The organism is uncultured Lawsonella sp. (genome assembly GCF_947252745.1).
Classification (GTDB): domain Bacteria; phylum Actinomycetota; class Actinomycetes; order Mycobacteriales; family Mycobacteriaceae; genus Lawsonella.
In genome coordinates this window covers 292,402-310,067 of the sequence record NZ_CAMXWW010000002.1, presented here as the reverse complement: position 1 = coordinate 310,067, position 17,666 = coordinate 292,402, and the positions used below count along the sequence as shown (strand labels likewise).

15 protein-coding genes and 1 pseudogene are annotated in these 17,666 nt (G+C 60.0%); 2 read left to right on the top strand and 14 right to left on the bottom strand.

Annotated elements, in window-relative coordinates:
• Nucleotides 1-104: 104 nt before the first annotated feature.
• Nucleotides 105-731 (top strand): Fic family protein, encoded by a 627-nt coding sequence (locus Q0X28_RS03555; protein WP_298576575.1) that lies wholly within the window; start codon nt 105-107, stop codon nt 729-731.
• Nucleotides 732-950: 219 nt separating this feature from the next.
• On the opposite strand, the pseudogene Q0X28_RS08580 reads toward Q0X28_RS03555, so the two are convergent.
• From Q0X28_RS08580 to Q0X28_RS03500, 12 genes and pseudogenes are all read right to left on the bottom strand, one after another.
• Nucleotides 951-1,028 (bottom strand): annotated as a pseudogene (locus Q0X28_RS08580) (helix-turn-helix domain-containing protein); the annotation flags it as partial.
• 254 nt (nt 1,029-1,282) lie between these two features.
• Nucleotides 1,283-1,699 (bottom strand): hypothetical protein, encoded by a 417-nt coding sequence (locus Q0X28_RS03550; protein WP_298576573.1) that lies wholly within the window; start codon nt 1,697-1,699, stop codon nt 1,283-1,285.
• A 148-nt stretch (nt 1,700-1,847) separates the two neighbouring features.
• Nucleotides 1,848-2,285 (bottom strand): hypothetical protein, encoded by a 438-nt coding sequence (locus Q0X28_RS03545; RefSeq protein WP_053978846.1) that lies wholly within the window; start codon nt 2,283-2,285, stop codon nt 1,848-1,850.
• On the bottom strand, nt 2,282-2,659 hold the full coding sequence (locus Q0X28_RS03540; protein WP_298576569.1) for a hypothetical protein: 378 nt from the start codon (nt 2,657-2,659) through the stop codon (nt 2,282-2,284). The genes Q0X28_RS03545 and Q0X28_RS03540 overlap by 4 nt, the downstream gene beginning before the upstream one ends.
• Before the next feature lie 475 nt (nt 2,660-3,134).
• Complete coding sequence (locus Q0X28_RS03535; protein ID WP_298576567.1) at nt 3,135-3,488, bottom strand: hypothetical protein; 354 nt, start codon at nt 3,486-3,488, stop codon at nt 3,135-3,137.
• 41 nt (nt 3,489-3,529) lie between these two features.
• The gene (locus Q0X28_RS03530; protein ID WP_298576565.1) at nt 3,530-4,195 is read right to left on the bottom strand and encodes a hypothetical protein; all 666 of its coding nucleotides are present in this window, start codon (nt 4,193-4,195) and stop codon (nt 3,530-3,532) included.
• Nucleotides 4,196-4,203: 8 nt separating this feature from the next.
• Nucleotides 4,204-5,466, bottom strand: a complete 1,263-nt coding sequence (locus Q0X28_RS03525; protein ID WP_298576563.1) for a hypothetical protein — start codon at nt 5,464-5,466, stop codon at nt 4,204-4,206.
• 185 nt (nt 5,467-5,651) lie between these two features.
• Nucleotides 5,652-6,302 (bottom strand): hypothetical protein, encoded by a 651-nt coding sequence (locus Q0X28_RS03520; RefSeq protein ID WP_298576561.1) that lies wholly within the window; start codon nt 6,300-6,302, stop codon nt 5,652-5,654.
• Nucleotides 6,303-6,744: 442 nt separating this feature from the next.
• Nucleotides 6,745-7,113, bottom strand: a complete 369-nt coding sequence (locus Q0X28_RS03515) for a hypothetical protein (protein WP_298576559.1) — start codon at nt 7,111-7,113, stop codon at nt 6,745-6,747.
• A 155-nt stretch (nt 7,114-7,268) separates the two neighbouring features.
• On the bottom strand, nt 7,269-10,865 hold the full coding sequence (locus Q0X28_RS03510) for an arabinosyltransferase domain-containing protein (RefSeq protein ID WP_298576557.1): 3,597 nt from the start codon (nt 10,863-10,865) through the stop codon (nt 7,269-7,271).
• Between the two features lie 86 nt (nt 10,866-10,951).
• Nucleotides 10,952-11,464 carry a hypothetical protein gene (locus Q0X28_RS03505; RefSeq protein ID WP_298576555.1) on the bottom strand — a complete coding sequence of 171 codons (513 nt, stop codon included), beginning with the start codon at nt 11,462-11,464 and terminating at the stop codon, nt 10,952-10,954.
• A gap of 25 nt (nt 11,465-11,489) precedes the next feature.
• On the bottom strand, nt 11,490-13,769 hold the full coding sequence (locus Q0X28_RS03500) for an arabinofuranosyltransferase (RefSeq protein ID WP_298576553.1): 2,280 nt from the start codon (nt 13,767-13,769) through the stop codon (nt 11,490-11,492).
• Between the two features lie 286 nt (nt 13,770-14,055).
• On the opposite strand from Q0X28_RS03500, the gene Q0X28_RS03495 reads away from it, so the two are divergent.
• Nucleotides 14,056-15,177 (top strand): hypothetical protein, encoded by a 1,122-nt coding sequence (locus Q0X28_RS03495; protein ID WP_298576551.1) that lies wholly within the window; start codon nt 14,056-14,058, stop codon nt 15,175-15,177.
• 162 nt (nt 15,178-15,339) lie between these two features.
• Here Q0X28_RS03495 and Q0X28_RS03490 read toward each other — a convergent pair whose 3' ends face one another.
• Both Q0X28_RS03490 and Q0X28_RS03485 read right to left on the bottom strand, forming a co-directional pair.
• Nucleotides 15,340-16,101 (bottom strand): decaprenylphospho-beta-D-erythro-pentofuranosid-2-ulose 2-reductase, encoded by a 762-nt coding sequence (locus Q0X28_RS03490; protein ID WP_298576550.1) that lies wholly within the window; start codon nt 16,099-16,101, stop codon nt 15,340-15,342.
• A gap of 62 nt (nt 16,102-16,163) precedes the next feature.
• Complete coding sequence (locus tag Q0X28_RS03485) at nt 16,164-17,603, bottom strand: FAD-binding oxidoreductase (protein ID WP_298576549.1); 1,440 nt, start codon at nt 17,601-17,603, stop codon at nt 16,164-16,166.
• Nucleotides 17,604-17,666: the final 63 nt, after the last annotated feature.

Below are 17,666 nucleotides of genomic sequence, written 5' to 3'. Positions count from 1 at the left end.
CAATTCTACCCACCGAGCTGCTATTCTCGAACACGTTACCGGGGGCAGGACAATGTAGCGGACCTGTCGTATGTGGAGGTGTAGGGATGATGCAGACGAGGGAGATGTCGGACGTTATCTACACAGCCGGAAAGGTGTTTGATAATCTCCGAAGCGGCCATCTGGCCACATTGACGTTTCTTGAGAATGGCGACGTCACACAGATTTCTAGCAGAGCAGATCTTCAGTTATTGCAAGATCTTCGAGATGCGGCACATATTGTCGTCCAGTATCGGGCTGCTAGGAAGCCTGTTACTGCAGAAGCAATCGTCGAGGTCAATGCCGCTATGACCCGTTCAGCAGCGCTGTATCCGGGCGTTTTTAGAACAGATGACAGCAACATTGGTGTGGCGACTGTTTATGGTGACCACCGGCCTGCCGGGACTAACTTAGCAGGTCTGAGAAATCTCATCCGACGAGCAGAGCGGGAGTCCTCTGCGAGCCGTCAAGCAGCAGCACTTTTTGTGTTGTTGGCGAAGGCGCAACCATTCGGCGATGGTAATAAACGCACCGCGCTATTGTCTGCGAATATTCTTCTCGGCGATAGTACAGTCCTTGCTGTTCCTTATGAGGAGGGCAACAAAGGGGTGTCGGAGCGTTTTAACGACTTGCTTGCTCGTGCCTATATCTTTGACGAAATCGACAATTGTGTGGATTATCTTGTGACTTATGGCATCAAGATGGGCCGCTAATCTGCTCCGATTGGTAACCCAACCCCAACAGAATCGGTGTCGGTGGTCGCCGGTCCGCAGCCGGTAAAAGATGCTCGGCCACTTAAGACGATTGATGGGGATAAAGGTCTTGAGGAAGGATGAGCGAGATGGCAGAAGATGTGAGTGTTCGGCTGGTCGCTACTCGTTGGGAGCGGACTTTACCATGCTTCTTGCTGTATGAGAACACTTATCGAGTCATCAGGCCATGCTCTCTTTGGTGGTAGCGAGTTTTCTGTAGAGAGTGTTGCGGCTGATACCTAGACGGCGTGCGATGCTGGTATTGGAGGCTGATACTCTTGTGGAAGCTCGTCAGGTTCCTTCCTCTGTCTATTCCATTCGTATTAAAAGTCAGTATCGGCTGACAAGCGACATCGGGTTGAGCGGGTATCACGTTTCTAGAGTCGTTCATGGTGAAGCGGACAGTGCTGCTGATGCAGCTTCGCGACTAGGGAAGTTATTCTCTAGGGCTCCTGCAATATGGGTGAACATGCAGGAGCTTTATGACTTACGGGTAGCACGCCGTTAGGGGGTTATGTGGGTCCTATGTATTTTGCGAGTTCTAGTGGGTTATAGGAGCCCATGTAGAACATCATTGCCATCATCCAGCCCCATGTTCCTATGCAACAGACCGCGAGGACAAGGAGCACGAGTTTTGTCCATCCTTTCCAGGTGGATGGCCGTATGGAGATAAAAAGTAGAATAACTGCCACGACGATAATGACGGCAGCGAAGATGAGGATGACCTGTGTTCTGTTGCGCAGTTTAAAACCCTGTTCTAATGCTGTCGACACCAGGATGCTGCCCGGCAGAACAATAAGCGCTGCTGCTAGAGACAGTAAGAGGCGGGATTGTGGGCTGCGTTCGCTGAGTCGGGGGGAGCGAAATACCACGAAGATACAGAGGAGAGACAGTAGTACGGAAAACATGAGCTCAAACATTCCCGGCATAGAATGGGCTCCTTTCCCGTGGTGTGTTCTTCTATTGGGGATTCGTGGGGGTTGCTGTGTGGTTGGGCCGCGTCCCTAGGCGGGCGGGGTGCTTTCTTGATCGGGGAGCTACGGTGCTGAGAGTGGGGAGTGGTCTGCTGACTAGTTTTTATTTGTAGCAGAGGTGGCGGATTGCGGTGCGGTTTTTTGCGAGAAGGTGGGTGTAGTGGGTGTATTGGGTGGGTGTCAGTGGGGGTGTGGTGTAGTCGGGGTTGGTGGAGTCGATGTAGATGGCGTCGAGGCTGAGGATGGTGGTGGTGAGTTGGCGGATGGTGGGGGAGACGTGTTTGGCGGCGCGGATGTCGTGGAGTTGGTAGGTTTCTTCGAGCGCGAGTTGTCGGGTGAGAGTATCTGGGTGGTTGCGGTAGGTGTCCCAGAGGTTGTCGTGTATGGTGAGGCAACTGTGCGCGTCGGCGAGGGTGTGGTGGGCGGCGCGGAATCCGAAGCCGAGGCCGGTACCTACTAGGAGGCTGGTGGCGAACACTATGCTGGCAAGTGCTGCGAGGGGGAGTGTTTTGAGGTGTTGCAGGGAGGTGTGTGCACTCATTGTGGTAGTCCGCAGTGCTGGTAGATGTCGTGGAGGGCTGTTTTTTCTGCGCGGGTGAGGTAGTGGGTGTGGTGGGGGTATTCGTTGTAGATGTTGTGGTGGTGGATGGAGAAGATCATGTAGAAGGAGGTGAGGAGTTGGGCTTTGTTGCTGAGGTGATAGGTACTGCGCAGGGACGCCATGGTGCTAACGGCGTCGGCGGGGGTTGAAGGCGTGGTATCGAGAGGGAGCCGGGTGGGGAGAGCCTGGCAGAAGTCGCGATCGGTAAGACGCGTGTTTTCCACACTCAGCGGGATAGTGATATCAAAAATAAGCCCCAGACACAGGCAGAGAACAAGAGTGGCGCGTCTAGTAGTGAAGTGGTCCGTATTCATCGTCAACCCTAAAGATAAAATAGTCTCCTACACGGCAAAATTTATCCCAGACTGTGGATATTTCGTCTATGTCATAGTTAGGCGTTCCAATGGCGTGGGAGAGGAGAATCGCTTCGTAGACAGTGTCGACTCTAGGGTCGTGGGGGATTTCGATTGTTCGGGTTGCAGTGTGCAGTGACTCCCACATGAGTCCAAGTTTGTAGTTGAAGCGGTAGTCATATTCCCCATGAGGCAGATATGTGCGATAGAGGCTAGCGCAGTAGGGGCGGTTGACGAGTAGTGCGCGGCTTTGGGGGATTACTGTTGCGATTCCGGTGAGTAGTGTGAGGCTAAGTGTGATGGCGGCGAGCCTACGAAACCTATGAGCATAAGAAGACATGTCATTCACTTCCGTGGCTCTCCTGGGTAGTACACGTGCACAAAAACAGCCATGCCTTTGGAGTTTGGGGAGTCTGTTTGCCATTCATCATGGTAGTCATGGGATGGGGTAGGTGCTGCGGGTTAAAGGAAGTGCCCCCATAGTGGGCATATATCCCAGGCACCCCATGCCACGGTCGCCCGCCTCTTCCCAAGGAGCCCCCATGTCGCAGTCGAAAGTATAGCCAGTGGTGTAGTGGAAACCAATGTAGACGTTTTTACCGTTGACAACCACAAAGTTATTCCAGTCCAGGGAGGGGTAGGCCTTACTGTCATAAAGAGCTGACCACAACCACGAAGGCACATAGGCAGGGCGTTCTGGGATGGGCTCAGCAGAGCAGGCGGTAGTGGATGACGCTAGTGTGAGGAAAGCTGCACAGGCAGCGACTACGCAATGGGATAAGAACCTCATGACCGTTCCTACCTTTTCTCATATGATGCTGCGGCTACTGACTAGAAGGTGTGGGTGCCGTACTGGTCGAGGTAGAAGCCGTGGTTGTCGGAGCGGATGCAGCCGATGCTGGTGCGGGTGGGGACGGCGCAGACGAGTTTTCTGTTGTAGAGGTGCTCACGCTGCGCGTAGTAGTACTCGACGTCGTTTTTGAACGCTTGGGGGTCTTTTTTAGGGAAGACAAGCTTGGAGCCAACAGGGAGGACCTCAGTAGCTTTACCATAAGCATTCATCGGTTCGGGGCGTTGAAGGCTGAAGGACATGGCACCAGGTTCCGGTGCGGTGGAGGCACCCATGTAGGCGGTGGGGAGATGAGTAGACGGGATGGGGCTGAGAAGAGGAGCATATTGTGTTCCGGGCAGAGGGACCTTGCCTTGGCAACCAAAGACCTGGTATCCGTCGGCGGGATCGGTGCCGCTGGCATCACATTCGAGGGGGTAGAGGTTGGTGCTGCGGAACATGTACGTGGTGTAGTCCACCCCGTTATAGGAGTTGAGGTAGAAGGTTTTATCGGCTTCTTTCAACTGGTCCCGATCCCACAAGAGATCCCACATCACTTGAGGAATCTTCTCCGGTTTCTCCGGCACATGAGTCGTGCATCCGGTAGCGGACAACGTCATCACTCCAGCAAGAACACTGGCGGCAAGGGCAGTAAGAAAACCGGGCATGATATGTTCTAGGCGCCCCATGACCTGTCTACTGTTATTGCCCAGCTGGGGGTGTAGTCGGTTTCGTACCACCAGCCGTGTTTAGGTGCGAAGTTGATGTCGGGGAGGTCGTCAGGTTGGAAGAGAACAGGCCGATTGAAGGTTTGATTGAGGTCATCGAAGACTGGGCGGGGGAGCGCTCTGCCGATAGTGTTAGCCGCAATATACAAGGTGTAGTCGATGGGGATGCTCGTGAATGGGTTGTACAAGATGTCTGATGCGATTGATGTGCAGTCGACAAGCAGGTCTCTGTCTAGAGGTGGGTCTACCGAGTCATCCTTAATACTGAGATAGTCCTCAAAATAGCAGCGTAATGGACCTTTAAAAACGGTATATTCAGAAACTCCTACTTTCGGGTCTGTGTACACATCTATGCGCCAGCCCGCTTTTCTTAGAATGTCCTCGACCAAGGACGTCTTTACGTTCGTTGCGAATCCGAAAGTAATTTCAGACATGGGGCCGAGCGTATAGAAGCCGTCAAAGTTTGTACCATTCAGGGCGTGGACGAATTCCGCGACCGTTTGTAGTCTTCTTCGGTTAGCGTGTGTCTTCCATAGGCGTGTTTGGTGTGGGGAGCGTCTCCAGGAGTACTTACGTGAGTTCCGGCGCTGCGGCGGTACCTCTTTCAAGCGCCCGTTTCTCACGATATACAAGCCGGTCAAACAGGTCATGGCCTGATAGTTAGGACGATCATCCTCGTTAGGAATACGCGAGTAGTCAATAGTGAGGTAACACTGGACGGTACCCGCTGAATTAATGAAATGGGCATCAATAAGGTATCCCCCCGTGTACGTGGTCCATTGAGAGTTTTTGGTGAGTCGGACGGCGTCCTTGTATTGGATGCCTTTACCGGTCTCGTCCAGGTATCTGTGTATATCGAAGTATGCTTCAAGCCACGATTGTTTATTGGTGGGTCTATCGGGCTTCTCGTCAGATTGATAACTGGGCTCCAATGTTATTTTGGGTGGGGTTGCGTTGGTTATTTTGAGTGTGTGGAGGAGGTCTGCTAGTTCGGTGCGCAGCATGTGTTCGGCTTGGCGACGGGTGAGGATCCTGTCGGCGGGGAACATGGTGCTGGGGTAGGGGGAGTGGGACGTTTGGGCTTGGTTGGGGGCAGGGGCGCTGACCTGCTTGAGAGTGTCCGCCTGGCTAGGAGTGCCCGCCTGACAGAGTACGAGAGCAACAGTTACTGCCAACGCTGCGAGCGTTCGGGGAAAAGCTAGCTTTGTCACAATGGAAGCCTCTGCTGGGGGGAGCCAGGGAACAGGATTTGATAGTCCCTCTTGTTGTCTACTGTAATACTGTCGCCATAGCTTGGAGACTGCCTAACGGAGTGTAATTTGTGAGGTCGTTGGCATCCTTCTTACTGCGCTAAAGAACTTAGTATGTCGAATCATGCGTCGAGGGTATTCATTCGTTAGAAGGTGTGGGTGCCGTATTGGTCGAGGTAGAAGCCGTGGTTGTCGGTGCGGAGGCAGCCGAACCTGTTGGTGTCTTTGGAGACACAGACGAGGGCGCGGTTGTATTGTTCGTCGTAGCCGTAGAGTTCTTTGAATTTTTTGGGGTCGGCTTTGGGGATGTAGAGGCGGTGGCCGGCGGGGAAGTGGGGGGTGTTGTCGTAGAAGGTGGGGTCGCCGACGTAGGCGGGGGCTTCCGCCCGCACCGGAAGACTATCATTGCTCATGGAGATGCGGGTGAGAATACGGTGGTTATTGGACGGGATGGGGTAGGTGCTGCGGGTTAAAGGAAGTGCCCCCATGGTGGGCATATCGCCCAGGCATGCCATACCGCGGTCGCCCTCCTCTTCCCAAGGAGCCCCCATGTCGCAGTCGAAAGTATAGCCAGTGGTGTAGTGGAAACCAATGTAGACGTTTTTGCCGTTGACAACAATGAAGTCATCCGGGTTGAGGGAGGGGTAGGCCTTACTGTCATAAAGAGCAGCCCACAACCACGAAGGAACATAGTCAGGGCGTTCTGGGATGGGCTCAGCCGTACACACAGTGGCGGATGACGCTAGCGTGAGGAGAGTCGCACAGGCAGCGGCTACACACCGTGACAATAACTTCATGACCGTTCCTCCCTTGTCTTTTGTGGTGTTGTGGGTCAACTGTAACTTTTCGGTGTTGCACTTTATAGCTTTAGAGTGGTCATCGTGTTAATTTGCAGTGTGTTTGCTCGCGGCGCGCACTGGGGGTAGCTACTCCGGTCGTGTTGGGGTGTGCATCGCGCGTACCCGCACAACACCTACCACGGTAGCCGCTGCATCATTTACGGTTACCGTGACAGGTGGTTTTGTAGGTTCCGTTGAGGATTTTTGGGGGAGTTCCATAATGTCCCCGTTGGTGTGGTTGAGTACATCACCGACTAGATGGTAGCCAGCCGGGTATTTCTTGGTGTCTACCTGCTGGAATCCTTCTTCGTTGCGGGCTACGTCCTATGAGTAGAGAACGGTGGTGGTTCCACCCACTATGGCTTTGCCGATGGCAGCGGCTAATCCGCTGTTGTGGTTGTTAGTTGCCGGTGGGTAGTTCCTCGTTTTCGGCGGGGATCCCTGCGGCGTGTAGGGCTGCGGCGATGAGGGGGGCTTGCAAGAGTAGCCGGATGAAGCGTTTGCGGTCGGTGTCGAGGCCGAAGGCGTTCCGGCGTTCTGCGTATTGGGCGATGTTGCCGGGGAAGATGGCGGTGTAAAAGGCTGCTAGAGCCATGCCTACTTCGCGGCGCTTCTTGGGGAGTGCGAGAAGCCCTAGGCCAAGCCCAATTTCGGCAACTCCTGAGCCGAGAACGACGGCATCCTTGGAGAAGAAGGGTATCCAGTTGGGGACTTGTGCTTGGAATTCTTCGCGACTGAAGGACATGTGCGACACGCCGGCGAATGTCATGAATGCGCCTAGCGCGTATACTGCGATTTTTGTGTTTTGTCTCTCATAGAGCCAGTCTACTCACACTGTTTCGGTACGGTCACTGGCTACTGGTCAGTATTTTGGTTGTCTGTGGGTGTTTTTTCGTGCGCCCACTTACTAGCGTCTACTTGCGTTTAGGTGCGCTTGGGCGTTGGTGGGGTGTCGCGCATGGTGCCGGGTGTGTAGAGGCCGTTGACGTCCTTGTGAGTGACGGTGATGGTGGCTGGTAGTGCATTTGGATCTCGGGGGATGAAGCGTTGGAGGGCGCCCCAGTCTTGCATCCAGTCGTGGTTGAGGTAGGTGGGGACGTTTTCTGCGTAGTAGAGCAGGTCTGTCCAGCCGAGGGGGCCGCCGCCGAAGCGGTCTTCCCAGGCGTTGGCGGATTCGACGTTGGGCCCGTTGGGGAGGATGCGCCACTTGGGTTGTTCGGCGATGCCGTTGCGGTGGTTGAAGGGGCGTTGGCAGGGGAAGGCGAGGCCGACGGACCAGTCGATGAGGACGGGGTCGGTGGTGCCAACCACCTGGTTGAGGGTGTGGAGTTGGGGGACGCGTGGTGGGGTGACGGCGATCCACTTGTCCGTGGCGAGGGAGGTGTCGTGGACGACGAGGCGGACGGCGGTGGCGTCGGCGGGGAGGTCGTGGGGGCGGCGGACGCGGAGGTTGCGCCAGCTGGGGGTGGGGCCGGGGTCCATGGGGGTGAGGGTGCCGGCAACCTTATAGCTGCTGTCAGGAGTGGCAGTGGCTCCGGCAGTGCTGGTGGCGCTTATCGTGCTGGTGTTTGCGGCTGTGCTGGGGGTAGGAAGTGGATCCGTCGTCCATTCCAGCTGTACAGCGTTGGCGGGGAGGCTGCCGGCGATGGTCAGCACCAGTAGTGGGCTGTCGTCGCGTTGGGCGGGGAGCCGGTACCAGTTGGAGACGAGGTGCGCGGAGACTTGGTTGTCGGCCCGGTAGGTGCCCAGTATGGGAACGTCGTGGGGGAGTCCGAAGGGGGGTATGTTGTGGTTTTGCCGGTCGGGGGTTTTTACGGCGTCGCCGGTGTTGATTTCGGTTTGGTTGTCGTCAATGGTGTCGGGCAGGCCGTCGGGTGTGAAGCCGTCGCGGAGGGTGCCGGCGAGGGCTTCGGTGGGGTTGCTGCCGTCAACGGGCTGGAGGATCCAACGCCCTGGGTCGGGTTCTACGAGTACTTGGTCTGCGAGTGAGCAGGGTTTGCCTTTGATGGCGGCGAGGTTGGCGGAGCCGACGGTGTAGGCGGGGTAGCGCTGGATGAAGGCGCCGAGGAGTGAGACCATGCTGAAGACGACGACGAAGGTGCTGAGGACGGCCAGCATGAGGGGTTGCCGGGCGAGCCAGGAGGTGGTGTTGCGGATGGCGGTGTTGCTGGTGGTGGTGGCTGTGCGGTCGATGCTGGGGAAGAAGTGCAGCAGGGCGGCGATGAGGAGGAAGAGGAGGGCCAGCGCCAGAAACCAGGTGGAGAAGGCTTTGCCGAGGAAGGTGGGGAAGTCTTGGCCACCGTGTTTGGTGTGGATGCCGAATTGGCTGACGTACCACCAGTCGTTGTTGGTAGTGAAGGAGAGGGCGGTGACGGCGGTGACGGCGGCGGCGGCGAGCCAGCGGTTGCGGGCGATGCCGATGCCGCGGTTGGTCATGAGGACGGCGCCAACTGCCCCAACGACGGCGACGATGCCGATGAAGGTGCCGAAGTGGTGGGTCCACTTGGTGGGGGTGAGGGCGAGGAGGAGCAGCGAGCCGATGCTGATGCCTGCTACACGGGTGAGGACGGGGGTGGAGAGGCCGGCGATGGGGGTGCGGCGGGCGATGATGTAGATCATGATGCCGAGGATGAGCAGCATGATGAGGATGGGGAAACGGCGGGTGACGGAGCCGTCAGGAGTAATGCCGAAGAGGGCGATCCAGCGGGCTTTGTCTTCGAACCAGCCGAGGTTGGGGCCGATTTCGGTGCGGACGCGGATGGCTTCGCGCATGGCGCCGAGGGTTTGGTCGGCGAAGACGGTGTAGAGGATGAGGAAGCCGGTGGCGAGGATGGGGGCGAAGACGCCGGTGATGGCGAGGCCTTTGGGGGTGCCGGCGGAGCGCAGGGTGTAGATGCCCATGCGGATGTTTTGCCAGTAGCTGCGGAACCCGGCGAAGAGGATGGCGAGGCACATGATGCCGGTGGGGCCGGCGCCGAGAGCGAAGGTGGCGGCGAGGATGGCGAGGGCGCCGGGAAGGAGGCTGCCGCGGGCGATGGCGCGTTCGACCAGGGCCCAGCAGGCAATGAAGAGGACGGCTTCGATGGGTTCGGGGCGGAGGCCGTTGTTGAGGGGCATCCAGCAGGCCAGGAAGAGCATGCCGGCGGTCCAGTAGGCGACGGCGTTGGTGCGGATGGCGGCGCCGAGGCGGGGAAGGATGCTGTGGGAGATGATAAACCAGCTGGCGATGCCGGCGAGGAGGGTGGGGATGCGGATGAAGGGGCTGGCGGTGCTGATGGTGGTGAGCCCTTGGAGGATGCTGTAGTACCAGCCGATGGGTGATTCGGGGGAGCCGAGCCAGCGGTAGTAGTTGGAGATGTAGCCGGCGTGGTCGGCGACGCGGGCCATGTTGAGGAGGTAGCCGTCGTCGGAGGTGTTGGCGCCGAAGAAGTGCCAGACCACTAGGAGGAGGGTGACGACGGCGTCGGTGATCCACACGCCGGTACGGCCGCGGTTATGGCTCTGCTTGCGCCGGGCAGTGCGCTGGGTGGAGCCGCCAGCATCTGCGGCAGCGGCTGTGGGGTTGGGGTCAATGATCTCGCCCACGGCGTTGGTGGTGGTGAGGTCTGCCGGGTTTTCGCCGGCGTCTTCGCGGAGGGCGAGGGCGTCGCGGCGGTAGCGGCGGCTCATCCGGTCGATGCGCCAGAGTAGGAGGAGGCTGGCGAGGCTGGCGAGGATGCCGATGGCCATGAGGGCGGTTTTGAGGGGGGTGGGGCTGGTGGAGAAGCGGGTGTCTACCACCATGGTGGCGGCGAGTCCGGGGATGCGAGCGTCGCGGGGGAGGGTGGTGAAGATGCCGACGACCTGTGGCCGGGTGGTGGAGTCGGTGGCGAGTTCACCGACGACGGGGCTGGTGTTGGTGGTGCCGTCACCGTTGCTACCGGGCATGGGGAAGGTGTTGCCGGTTGCTTCAACATAGACGGAGGGGGCGGAGGGGGCGGCGTCGGGGCGAATGGTGGTGGTGATGTAGCAGTTGGCGGGTTGGTTGGCTAGTTCCGCGACAGGAATGGAGAAGAGGAGGTGGCTGCGGGAGGTGATGGAGAGAGCGTCGGTGCCGGCGCCGTCGGGGGCGCGGCGAATTTGCAGGCCTTCACTGCCGGCGTCGGCGGAGCTGGCGGGGATGGTGGAGAAGAGGAGGCTGTTGGTGGGGGCGTCGGTGACGCTGCCACAGGGGAGGGTGACGACCAGGTTTTGCGGTAGGTAGGAGACGAGGGGGGAGACAATGCCGGTGGGTTCTTTTGTCTGGCTCCAGTTGATGGTGGCGACCGTTTGCTGCACGGGGAGGACGGCGGAGGCGAGGGCGAGGAGGAAGCCGAGGATGCCGGTGAGGGTGGCGGCGATGGCGATGCGGCGGCGGGTGCGGCGGCGGGTGCGGCGGGATGCGGGGCTGATGTCGTTACCGCTGGTGGTGCTATCACCAGTGGTGGTGGCGTCCTGGGGGGCCGGGGCGGCGTCGTGGGGCGTGGGGGTGCTGGTAGTCACGCTCTTAGCCTAGTCGGTGAGTGCCGCCGGGGAGGTAAAGGTTCCCTGTTGCGGAGGAGGTTCCTGCTGGCTCCTGCTAGCTCCCGCTAGAGGAAGGCTTTGACGGCGACCTCGGCGGGGTTTTTCTGCATGAGTTCGGCTTCGTGGCGGGTGACGGGTCCGGTGAGGCTGATGCCTTGGGCGGTGGTGCCGGGTTGGCAGCGGGCGATGCCGGCTCCGCTGCTGTGGGCGGGGATGGCGAAGCTGGCGTTGACGGGTTTGGCGGTGGGGATGCCGTTGGCGTCTTTGGTGGCGCAGGTGGTGCTGACGGCGGCGAAGAAGGGGGTGCCGGTGTTGTTGACGCAGTTGGCGGTGGCTTCGTTACCGGCTAGGCCGATGGTGCATTGGGGCCGTTTGCCTTCTTTCATTTCTCGGCGGACTTGGCTGCTGGTGGGGATGTCTTTGTTGCCCCAGCTGAGGTCTTTGGCGTCTTTGGCGAAGGGATTGTGGGGGCCGAAAGGCCCTTCGGGGATGGTGTCGGCAGTGGCAAGGGCGCTGGCGCCGGTGAGGATGAGGAGGGCGGTGGTGGTGGCGGCGAGGATGCGATTCTGGATGGTCATGGCTTCAGAGTACTAGTTCGGGGTACTAGTCATTGGACATTTCTTGGGGAGTTTGGCAGATGCGGGTGACGGCGACGAGGGGACCGATTTCTTTGATGAGGAAGCAGCGGGAGTGGAAGATGCTGGCGGCGAAGGAGACGGTGTAGTCGTGGACGTTGGGTTGGTTGGGGTAGACGTCTTCGCTGAGGAGGAGGGAGTAGTTGTCGCCGTCGCGGCGGAAGACGAAGGCGTTGGGGGTGGGGAAGGGGCTTGCGTGGAGTTTGCGGAGGAGGCCGTGGGGGCTGGTGGCGAGGGCCCAGTCTTCGATGAGTTCGTTGCGTTTGTCGTAGAGGCCGAGGGGGTTGGCGTAGTGGGGGCTGATGGCTTGGAAGGACCAGTAGGGGTAGTAGGCTAGGAGGGCTTCTTCGGTGGTGAGGACGATGATGTCGTTGGCGTGGGCGGGGTGGCCTTGGCGGGTGGAGGCGCCTTCCAGGAGGGCTTGGTTGACTTGGGGGTAGTAGGAGGCGATGCCGGCGGGGAAGCGGTCGGCGCGGACGCCGTAGCCGTCGGTGTCGGTGTAGGCCATTTGGATTTCGTCGCTGAGGGAGGTGGGGATGTCTTGGGCGAAGCCGATGCCGATGAGGAGGGTGATGGTGGCGACGACGGCTTGGATGGTGCGGGCGGTGCGGCGGACGTGGATGGGTTGGTTGGGGCCGCTGTAGGAGCGGCGGACGTCGGGGTCGATGGAGGTGAAGGCGGCGGGGAGGATGAGGGCGGGGGTGTTGGGTTCGGTGTCGGTGGTGCCGGCGTAGCGGGGGGTTTGTCCGTTGAGGACGAGGGGGGTGGCGTTGTTGTCGGGGGAGGTGGTGGCGTCGATGACGACGTGGCGGACGGCGACGGAGATGATGCGGTGGGTGGCGTCGAAGATGCCGCAGATGCCGGCGATGGCGAAGGTGAGGGTGAGGGGGAGGGCGACGCGGAAGCCGAGGAGGGTGATGCCGAGGAGGACGGAGCCCATGGAGGCGAGGGTCCAGAGGTACATGGCGATGATGCCGATGGTGAGGGCTTGGGCGATGCGGCTGCTGCGGATGGTGACGATGAGCCAGACGAGGCCGATGAGGCAGAGGAGGCCGATGGCGTCGCTCTTGAACATGGGGAGGAGGACGGTGGCGGAGTCGCTGGGGAGGTAGTGGAGGGCGCTGCCGCTGTGACTGCGGGGTTGGCCGATGGCGCTGATTAGGTAGTAGCCCCAGTGAATGAGGGCGATGGCGAGGGAGACGAGGCCAATGACGATGAGCCGGATGATGGGCTGCCAGATATGGCGGCGGAGTTTGCGGAGTTTGATGGGGTCGGGGCTGATGCCGGTCCTGCCGGGGCTTTTGACTTTTTTGCCGGCGAGTTTGCGGAGTTCTTGGCGGTCAACCCAGAGGCGGTGGATGGTGACGATGAGCGCCATGAGGATGAGGGTGACGGCGCCGAGGGCGGTGAAGAGGGTGTAGGTGCAGGCGCTGATGCCGAGGATGGCGGCGACTCCGCCGGCGGCGAAGCGGCCTTTGGTGGCGGCGCCGCGGTAGGGGCGGATGGCGTGCCAGCTGAGGACGAAGGCGAGGGGGAGCGCCATGGCGACGATGGCGGCGTAGGGTTCGGTGCTGCCGTAGGTGGTGGCGACGAGGGCTGTCACCATGCCGACAATGATGCCGAGTTCGGGGCGGACGATGATGCACCAGATGGCGGTGAAGAGGCTGCACATGAGGGCCATGGAGATGATGGCCCAGGGTTTGAAGGCTTCCCAGCCGGGGATGCCGAGGAGGTTGGCGAAGCGTCCGCCGAACCAGAACCAGCCGCTGGGGTAGTAGGGGGCCATGTCTGGGTAGGCCATGTCGTGGAGGGCGGGGCTGTCGGTGAGGCGGGTGAGGTATTGGGTGCGGAAGGCTTGGTCGCCGCTGATGCCGTGGAGGTAGAGCTTGGTGGCGGCGAGGGGGAGGCCGAGGGAGACGGTGACGAAGCCGTCGACGGAGAGGGAGGAGAGGAGGCCGGGGCCGAAGTGGGTGGACCAGAAGCGGGGGTTGTCGCCGCGTTGGGTGCGGAGGCGGCCAGCGTAGGCCCAGACGGCGCCGGCGAAGGTGGTGAGGCAGAAGAAGACTTGGGTAACGGTGGTGAGGGAGCGGATGAAGTTGCTGTTGCCGAAGGCTGGGAAGTTGGTGAAGGTGAGTACCCAGAGGAGGAGCAGTGGTAGGAGGAAGCCGCCCAGCAGGGAGAGGAGGACGAGGAGGCTGATGGCCAGAATGTTTTGGCGGGTGCGCTGGGTGGTGGGGGGTGTGCTCATGCTGCTCCTTGGGTGGGGGTGCGGCTGTGTTAAATTCTACTTGGTTGGTGGCGTGTGCGGGGACGGGGAAGACGGGTAGTGGGTTCTTGGATGTGACGCTGGGTAGACACTCTGTGTCATTTTCGTCATCATCTAGGGAACAGTGGGTAAACTTTGGTCAACTGTCCAATATTAAGGCGAACACCGGATTTGCGCTCTGTTAAATTTGTGCACTTACTAAATAAGTGGTGTTAGTATTAGCATCGACATACGCACGAGCGCATGTAACTTTTCTCTAGGAGTTCTCGTGAAGAAATTCATGATTCCCGGCGCAGCTGCTGTCGCAACAGCTGCTCTGTCTCTCCTCCTCGGTGGTGGAGTGGCAAATGCACAGGAAGCAGCACAAGCTCCCGCACCTGTGCAGGTACCGGCAATTCACGTGGTGGACGCTCTCGATAGTGCCATCAAGGACGCCCCCGCAAGCCCGGCTGTCCCTGCAAGCGACGTTCTTACCTTCCTGTCCGACTCCATCAACCTGCTGGGTCGTGACATCCTGTCTACCAAGGACTTCTCCGCGAAGAGCCTTTCCACTCTGGTGAAGGCCGAGAATACCCCGGCAGACCCGCAAGACCCCAAGGGTAACGGCGCCCTGGATATGGTCCTTAAGGTTGTCCCCTACGTTGTACCGCTGCTCGCTATCCCGGCATTGGCTGTTCCGGGTGCAGGGGCTGGTGCTCTCGCTGGCGCTGCCGTAGCAGCATTCGCTGGCGCTGCTGCCGCGCTTCTCGTTGAAGCTCCGTTCCTGCTCGCTTCTTTCAACATCGTGTCGGTTCCGGCTGGCCTGGTTGCTCTCGTCGCTGGTCTGACCATTGTAGTGGCTGGCATTGTTGCCGCTGTTAGCGGAATCGTGACAGGCCTCATGCTCCTCACCCTGCCTCTGTGGGTGCCGGTCGGCATCATCCTAATTCTTATCGCGTTCGGCGTTATCCCGACTGCGGCTGTTGGAGAGTTGCCATCCGGTGGTTTCTCCACCCCGTTCCTTATTGCAGGTGTGGTCCTCCTGGGTCTCGGCCTGCTGCCGGGTCTCGTTCTGGTCATCGCTGGCCTCCTCTTCGGTATTGCCGGTGTGATCGCTCTGCTCTCCATTCCGGTGTTCGCTCTTGCAGCGTTCCTGTTCCTCGGCGTCTTCACCCTGGTTTGCTCCCTTGGCCTGTTCCCGGCTATTGTCGCCTTCCTTGTTGTTGGTGGCATTACCGCTGTGGTTACCCTCCCCGTTGGTGGCGTCCTCGGCGGCATTGCTGGCGGTCTCGCTGGTGGAGTTCTGGCAGTTGTCGCCATGCTCATCTACGGCTTCGTTATCGCTCCTCGCCTCAACCGCAAGGAAACCGATAAGAAGGCCGTCAAGTCTGACTTCGCCCTCGCTGCATAACACCTTGTGTATGTAGGCTGCTAAGTCACGCAGACAAACAAAAATAGTTGTGGTGCCCCTCCCACAAGGAGGGGCACCACAACTATTTGTCTCAAACCAAAGAAGCTACCGAGAACGACACAAGCAGTCGGCTAGACCGACGCAGCCCAGATCGACGGCAGTCTAGATCGGCAGCAGCCGGAACAGCGGCGCCGGAATATGCTTCAGGCCCACCATCACCAGGCGGAACAGTGGTGGAGCCCAGATCAGCGTTTTACGCTTATCTACCGCCGTCACCGCCATCCGCGCCACATCGTCCTTATTCACCGTCAGCGGCGCTTCCTTCACACCGGCAGACATACGAGTCCGCACCTGGCCGGGGCGAATCACCAATACGCGCACACCGTCCTTCTCCAAAGCCTCACCCAGGTTCCGGTAGAACCCATCCAGGCCAGCCTTAGTGGAGCCGTACACGAAGTTGCTGCGGCGCACCCGCTCGCCTGCCACCGAACTCATGGCGATAATCTGGCCGTGGCCCTGCGCCTTCATATGCTGGCCCAGCAGCACACCCACGCTCACCGCGCCGGTGTAGTTAATCTGGGCGGCCTGCACAGCCTTCGCCTGGTTCTGCCACAGTTCCTCGTTATCGCCCAGCACACCGAAGGCCACAATGGCGACGTCCACATCGTCACCCTCGAAGGCCTTATCCAGCACAGCCGGGTGAGTGTCGAAGGCGGTGGCGTCGAAGTCCAGAGTGGTGACCTTCTTGGCGCCGGCCTCCTCCATCTGGGTGACAGCGTCGGCGAGGACGGGGTCGCCGGGGAGGGCGGCCAGCACAATTTCCGCGGGGCCACGGTGGAGGTATTCGGCGCAGATGGCGAGGCCGATCTCCGAGGTGCCGCCGAGCAGCAGAATCTTTTGGGGAACACCAACAGCGTTCAGCATGGGTTAGTCTCCTTAGTCGCTGGCATTGCACCAGCTGGGGAAAGAAGTGAGGGGAGGGGGAACTAGTTCAGTTCCAGGCGGCGGGCCATGTCGGACATGAACACACCATCGGGGTCGATACGGCGGCGGGTGGCAATCCACTCGTCCATCCGCGGGTACATGCTGTGGAACATCTCCGCACTGGTGCGGGATTCCTTCGCCAGGTACAGGCGGCCGCCGAACTCGGCAACGCGGGCATCCAGGTCATCCAGGAAGTCGCCCAGGCCGGCCTTGATGGGGAAGTCCACGCACACATTCCAGCCCGGCATCGGGTAGGAGAGCGGCGCCCGGTTGCCGTCACCGAACAGTTTGAAAACGTTCAGTGCGGAGTAGTGGCCGGACTTTTGGATGTCGTAGATGATCTCCTTGAACGGGTCCACTGCCTCGCGCGGCACCACAAACTGGTACTGCAGGAAGCCGTTAGAGCCGTAGCCGCGGTTCCACTCACCGATGAGGTCCAGCGGCTGGTAGAACTGCGTGAGGTTCTTGATCTTGTTGCGGTAGGTGCCGCCCATGGCGCTGTAGGCTTTGCCGATGGCGATCATCATGTACTTGTTCATCCACCAGTTGGGGAACACGTCGGGGACGGTCAGCAGCTGGGGGGCGTTGAACTTCAGTGGGTCCTTCGCCAGCTTGGGGGCGTATTCCTTGAGCTGGTCCAGGGTGGCCAGGGAGCCGCGGGAGATGGTGGCTTGGCCGAGTGCCGGCGGGGCGCTGATGGCGTCGAACCAGGCGGAGGAGTAGGTGTAGTTCACCTCGGAGCCGTCGGAGTGGAAGGCGATGGTCTCGTCCAGGGTGTGGGTGACGTCGCCGTCCGCAATAAAGTAGGCGGTCTCCGTGCGGGTCATCTCGATGGTGGCGCGCAGGATAATACCGGTGAGGCCCATGCCGCCCACGGTGGCCCAGAAGAGGCTGCCGTCGGGGTCGTCGGCGGAACCTTTCGGCTCCAGGTGGAGTACGCGGCCGTCAGCAACCAGCAGTTCCATACTGCGAACGTGGTTGCCGAAGGAGCCGGCGGAGTGGTGGTTCTTGCCGTGGATGTCGGGGCCAATAGCGCCGCCGATAGTCACCTGGCGAGTGCCGGGGAGGACAGGGACCCAAAGGCCGTAGGGCAGGGCTGCTTTCATCAGCTGGTCGAGGGTAACACCAGCATCCACGTCAGCCAGGGCCGTATCTGGGTCGATGCTGTGGATAGTGTTGAGGGGTTCCATGTCGATGACGAGGCCACCGGAGTTGGCGGCAGGGTCCCCGTAGGAGCGGCCGCGGCCGCGGGCGATGACGCCGCGTTTCAGGTAGCTGGGCTTGGTCTCGTTATCTTCGGCAACCATACTGACAGCACGGATGATCTCTTCCGGGTTGCTGGCAGAGAGCACCTGGGCAGTGGAGGGCTGGGTGCGTCCCCAGCCGGTCAGGGTTTTTGCCTCGGTGTGCAGGTCATATGGGGGGTGTGACAGACTGCTCACTGTTGTCCTCCATGAGTTCATAGTTTCGTTACGAGTCTACTCGCTTCACAGCTCCGCCCGTAG

Coding starts and splice junctions, on each gene's coding strand:
- Q0X28_RS03545 (WP_053978846.1), bottom strand. CDS start 2,285: ATGAGTGCACACACCTCCCTGCAACACCTCAAAACACTCCCCCTCGCA.
- Q0X28_RS03515 (WP_298576559.1), bottom strand. CDS start 7,113: ATGACATTCGCCGGCGTGTCGCACATGTCCTTCAGTCGCGAAGAATTC.
- Q0X28_RS03530 (WP_298576565.1), bottom strand. CDS start 4,195: ATGCCCGGTTTTCTTACTGCCCTTGCCGCCAGTGTTCTTGCTGGAGTG.
- Q0X28_RS03500 (WP_298576553.1), bottom strand. CDS start 13,769: ATGAGCACACCCCCCACCACCCAGCGCACCCGCCAAAACATTCTGGCC.
- Q0X28_RS03490 (WP_298576550.1), bottom strand. CDS start 16,101: ATGCTGAACGCTGTTGGTGTTCCCCAAAAGATTCTGCTGCTCGGCGGC.
- Q0X28_RS03550 (WP_298576573.1), bottom strand. CDS start 1,699: ATGCCGGGAATGTTTGAGCTCATGTTTTCCGTACTACTGTCTCTCCTC.
- Q0X28_RS03540 (WP_298576569.1), bottom strand. CDS start 2,659: ATGAATACGGACCACTTCACTACTAGACGCGCCACTCTTGTTCTCTGC.
- Q0X28_RS03520 (WP_298576561.1), bottom strand. CDS start 6,302: ATGAAGTTATTGTCACGGTGTGTAGCCGCTGCCTGTGCGACTCTCCTC.
- Q0X28_RS03505 (WP_298576555.1), bottom strand. CDS start 11,464: ATGACCATCCAGAATCGCATCCTCGCCGCCACCACCACCGCCCTCCTC.
- Q0X28_RS03535 (WP_298576567.1), bottom strand. CDS start 3,488: ATGAGGTTCTTATCCCATTGCGTAGTCGCTGCCTGTGCAGCTTTCCTC.
- Q0X28_RS03555 (WP_298576575.1), top strand. CDS start 105: ATGTCGGACGTTATCTACACAGCCGGAAAGGTGTTTGATAATCTCCGA.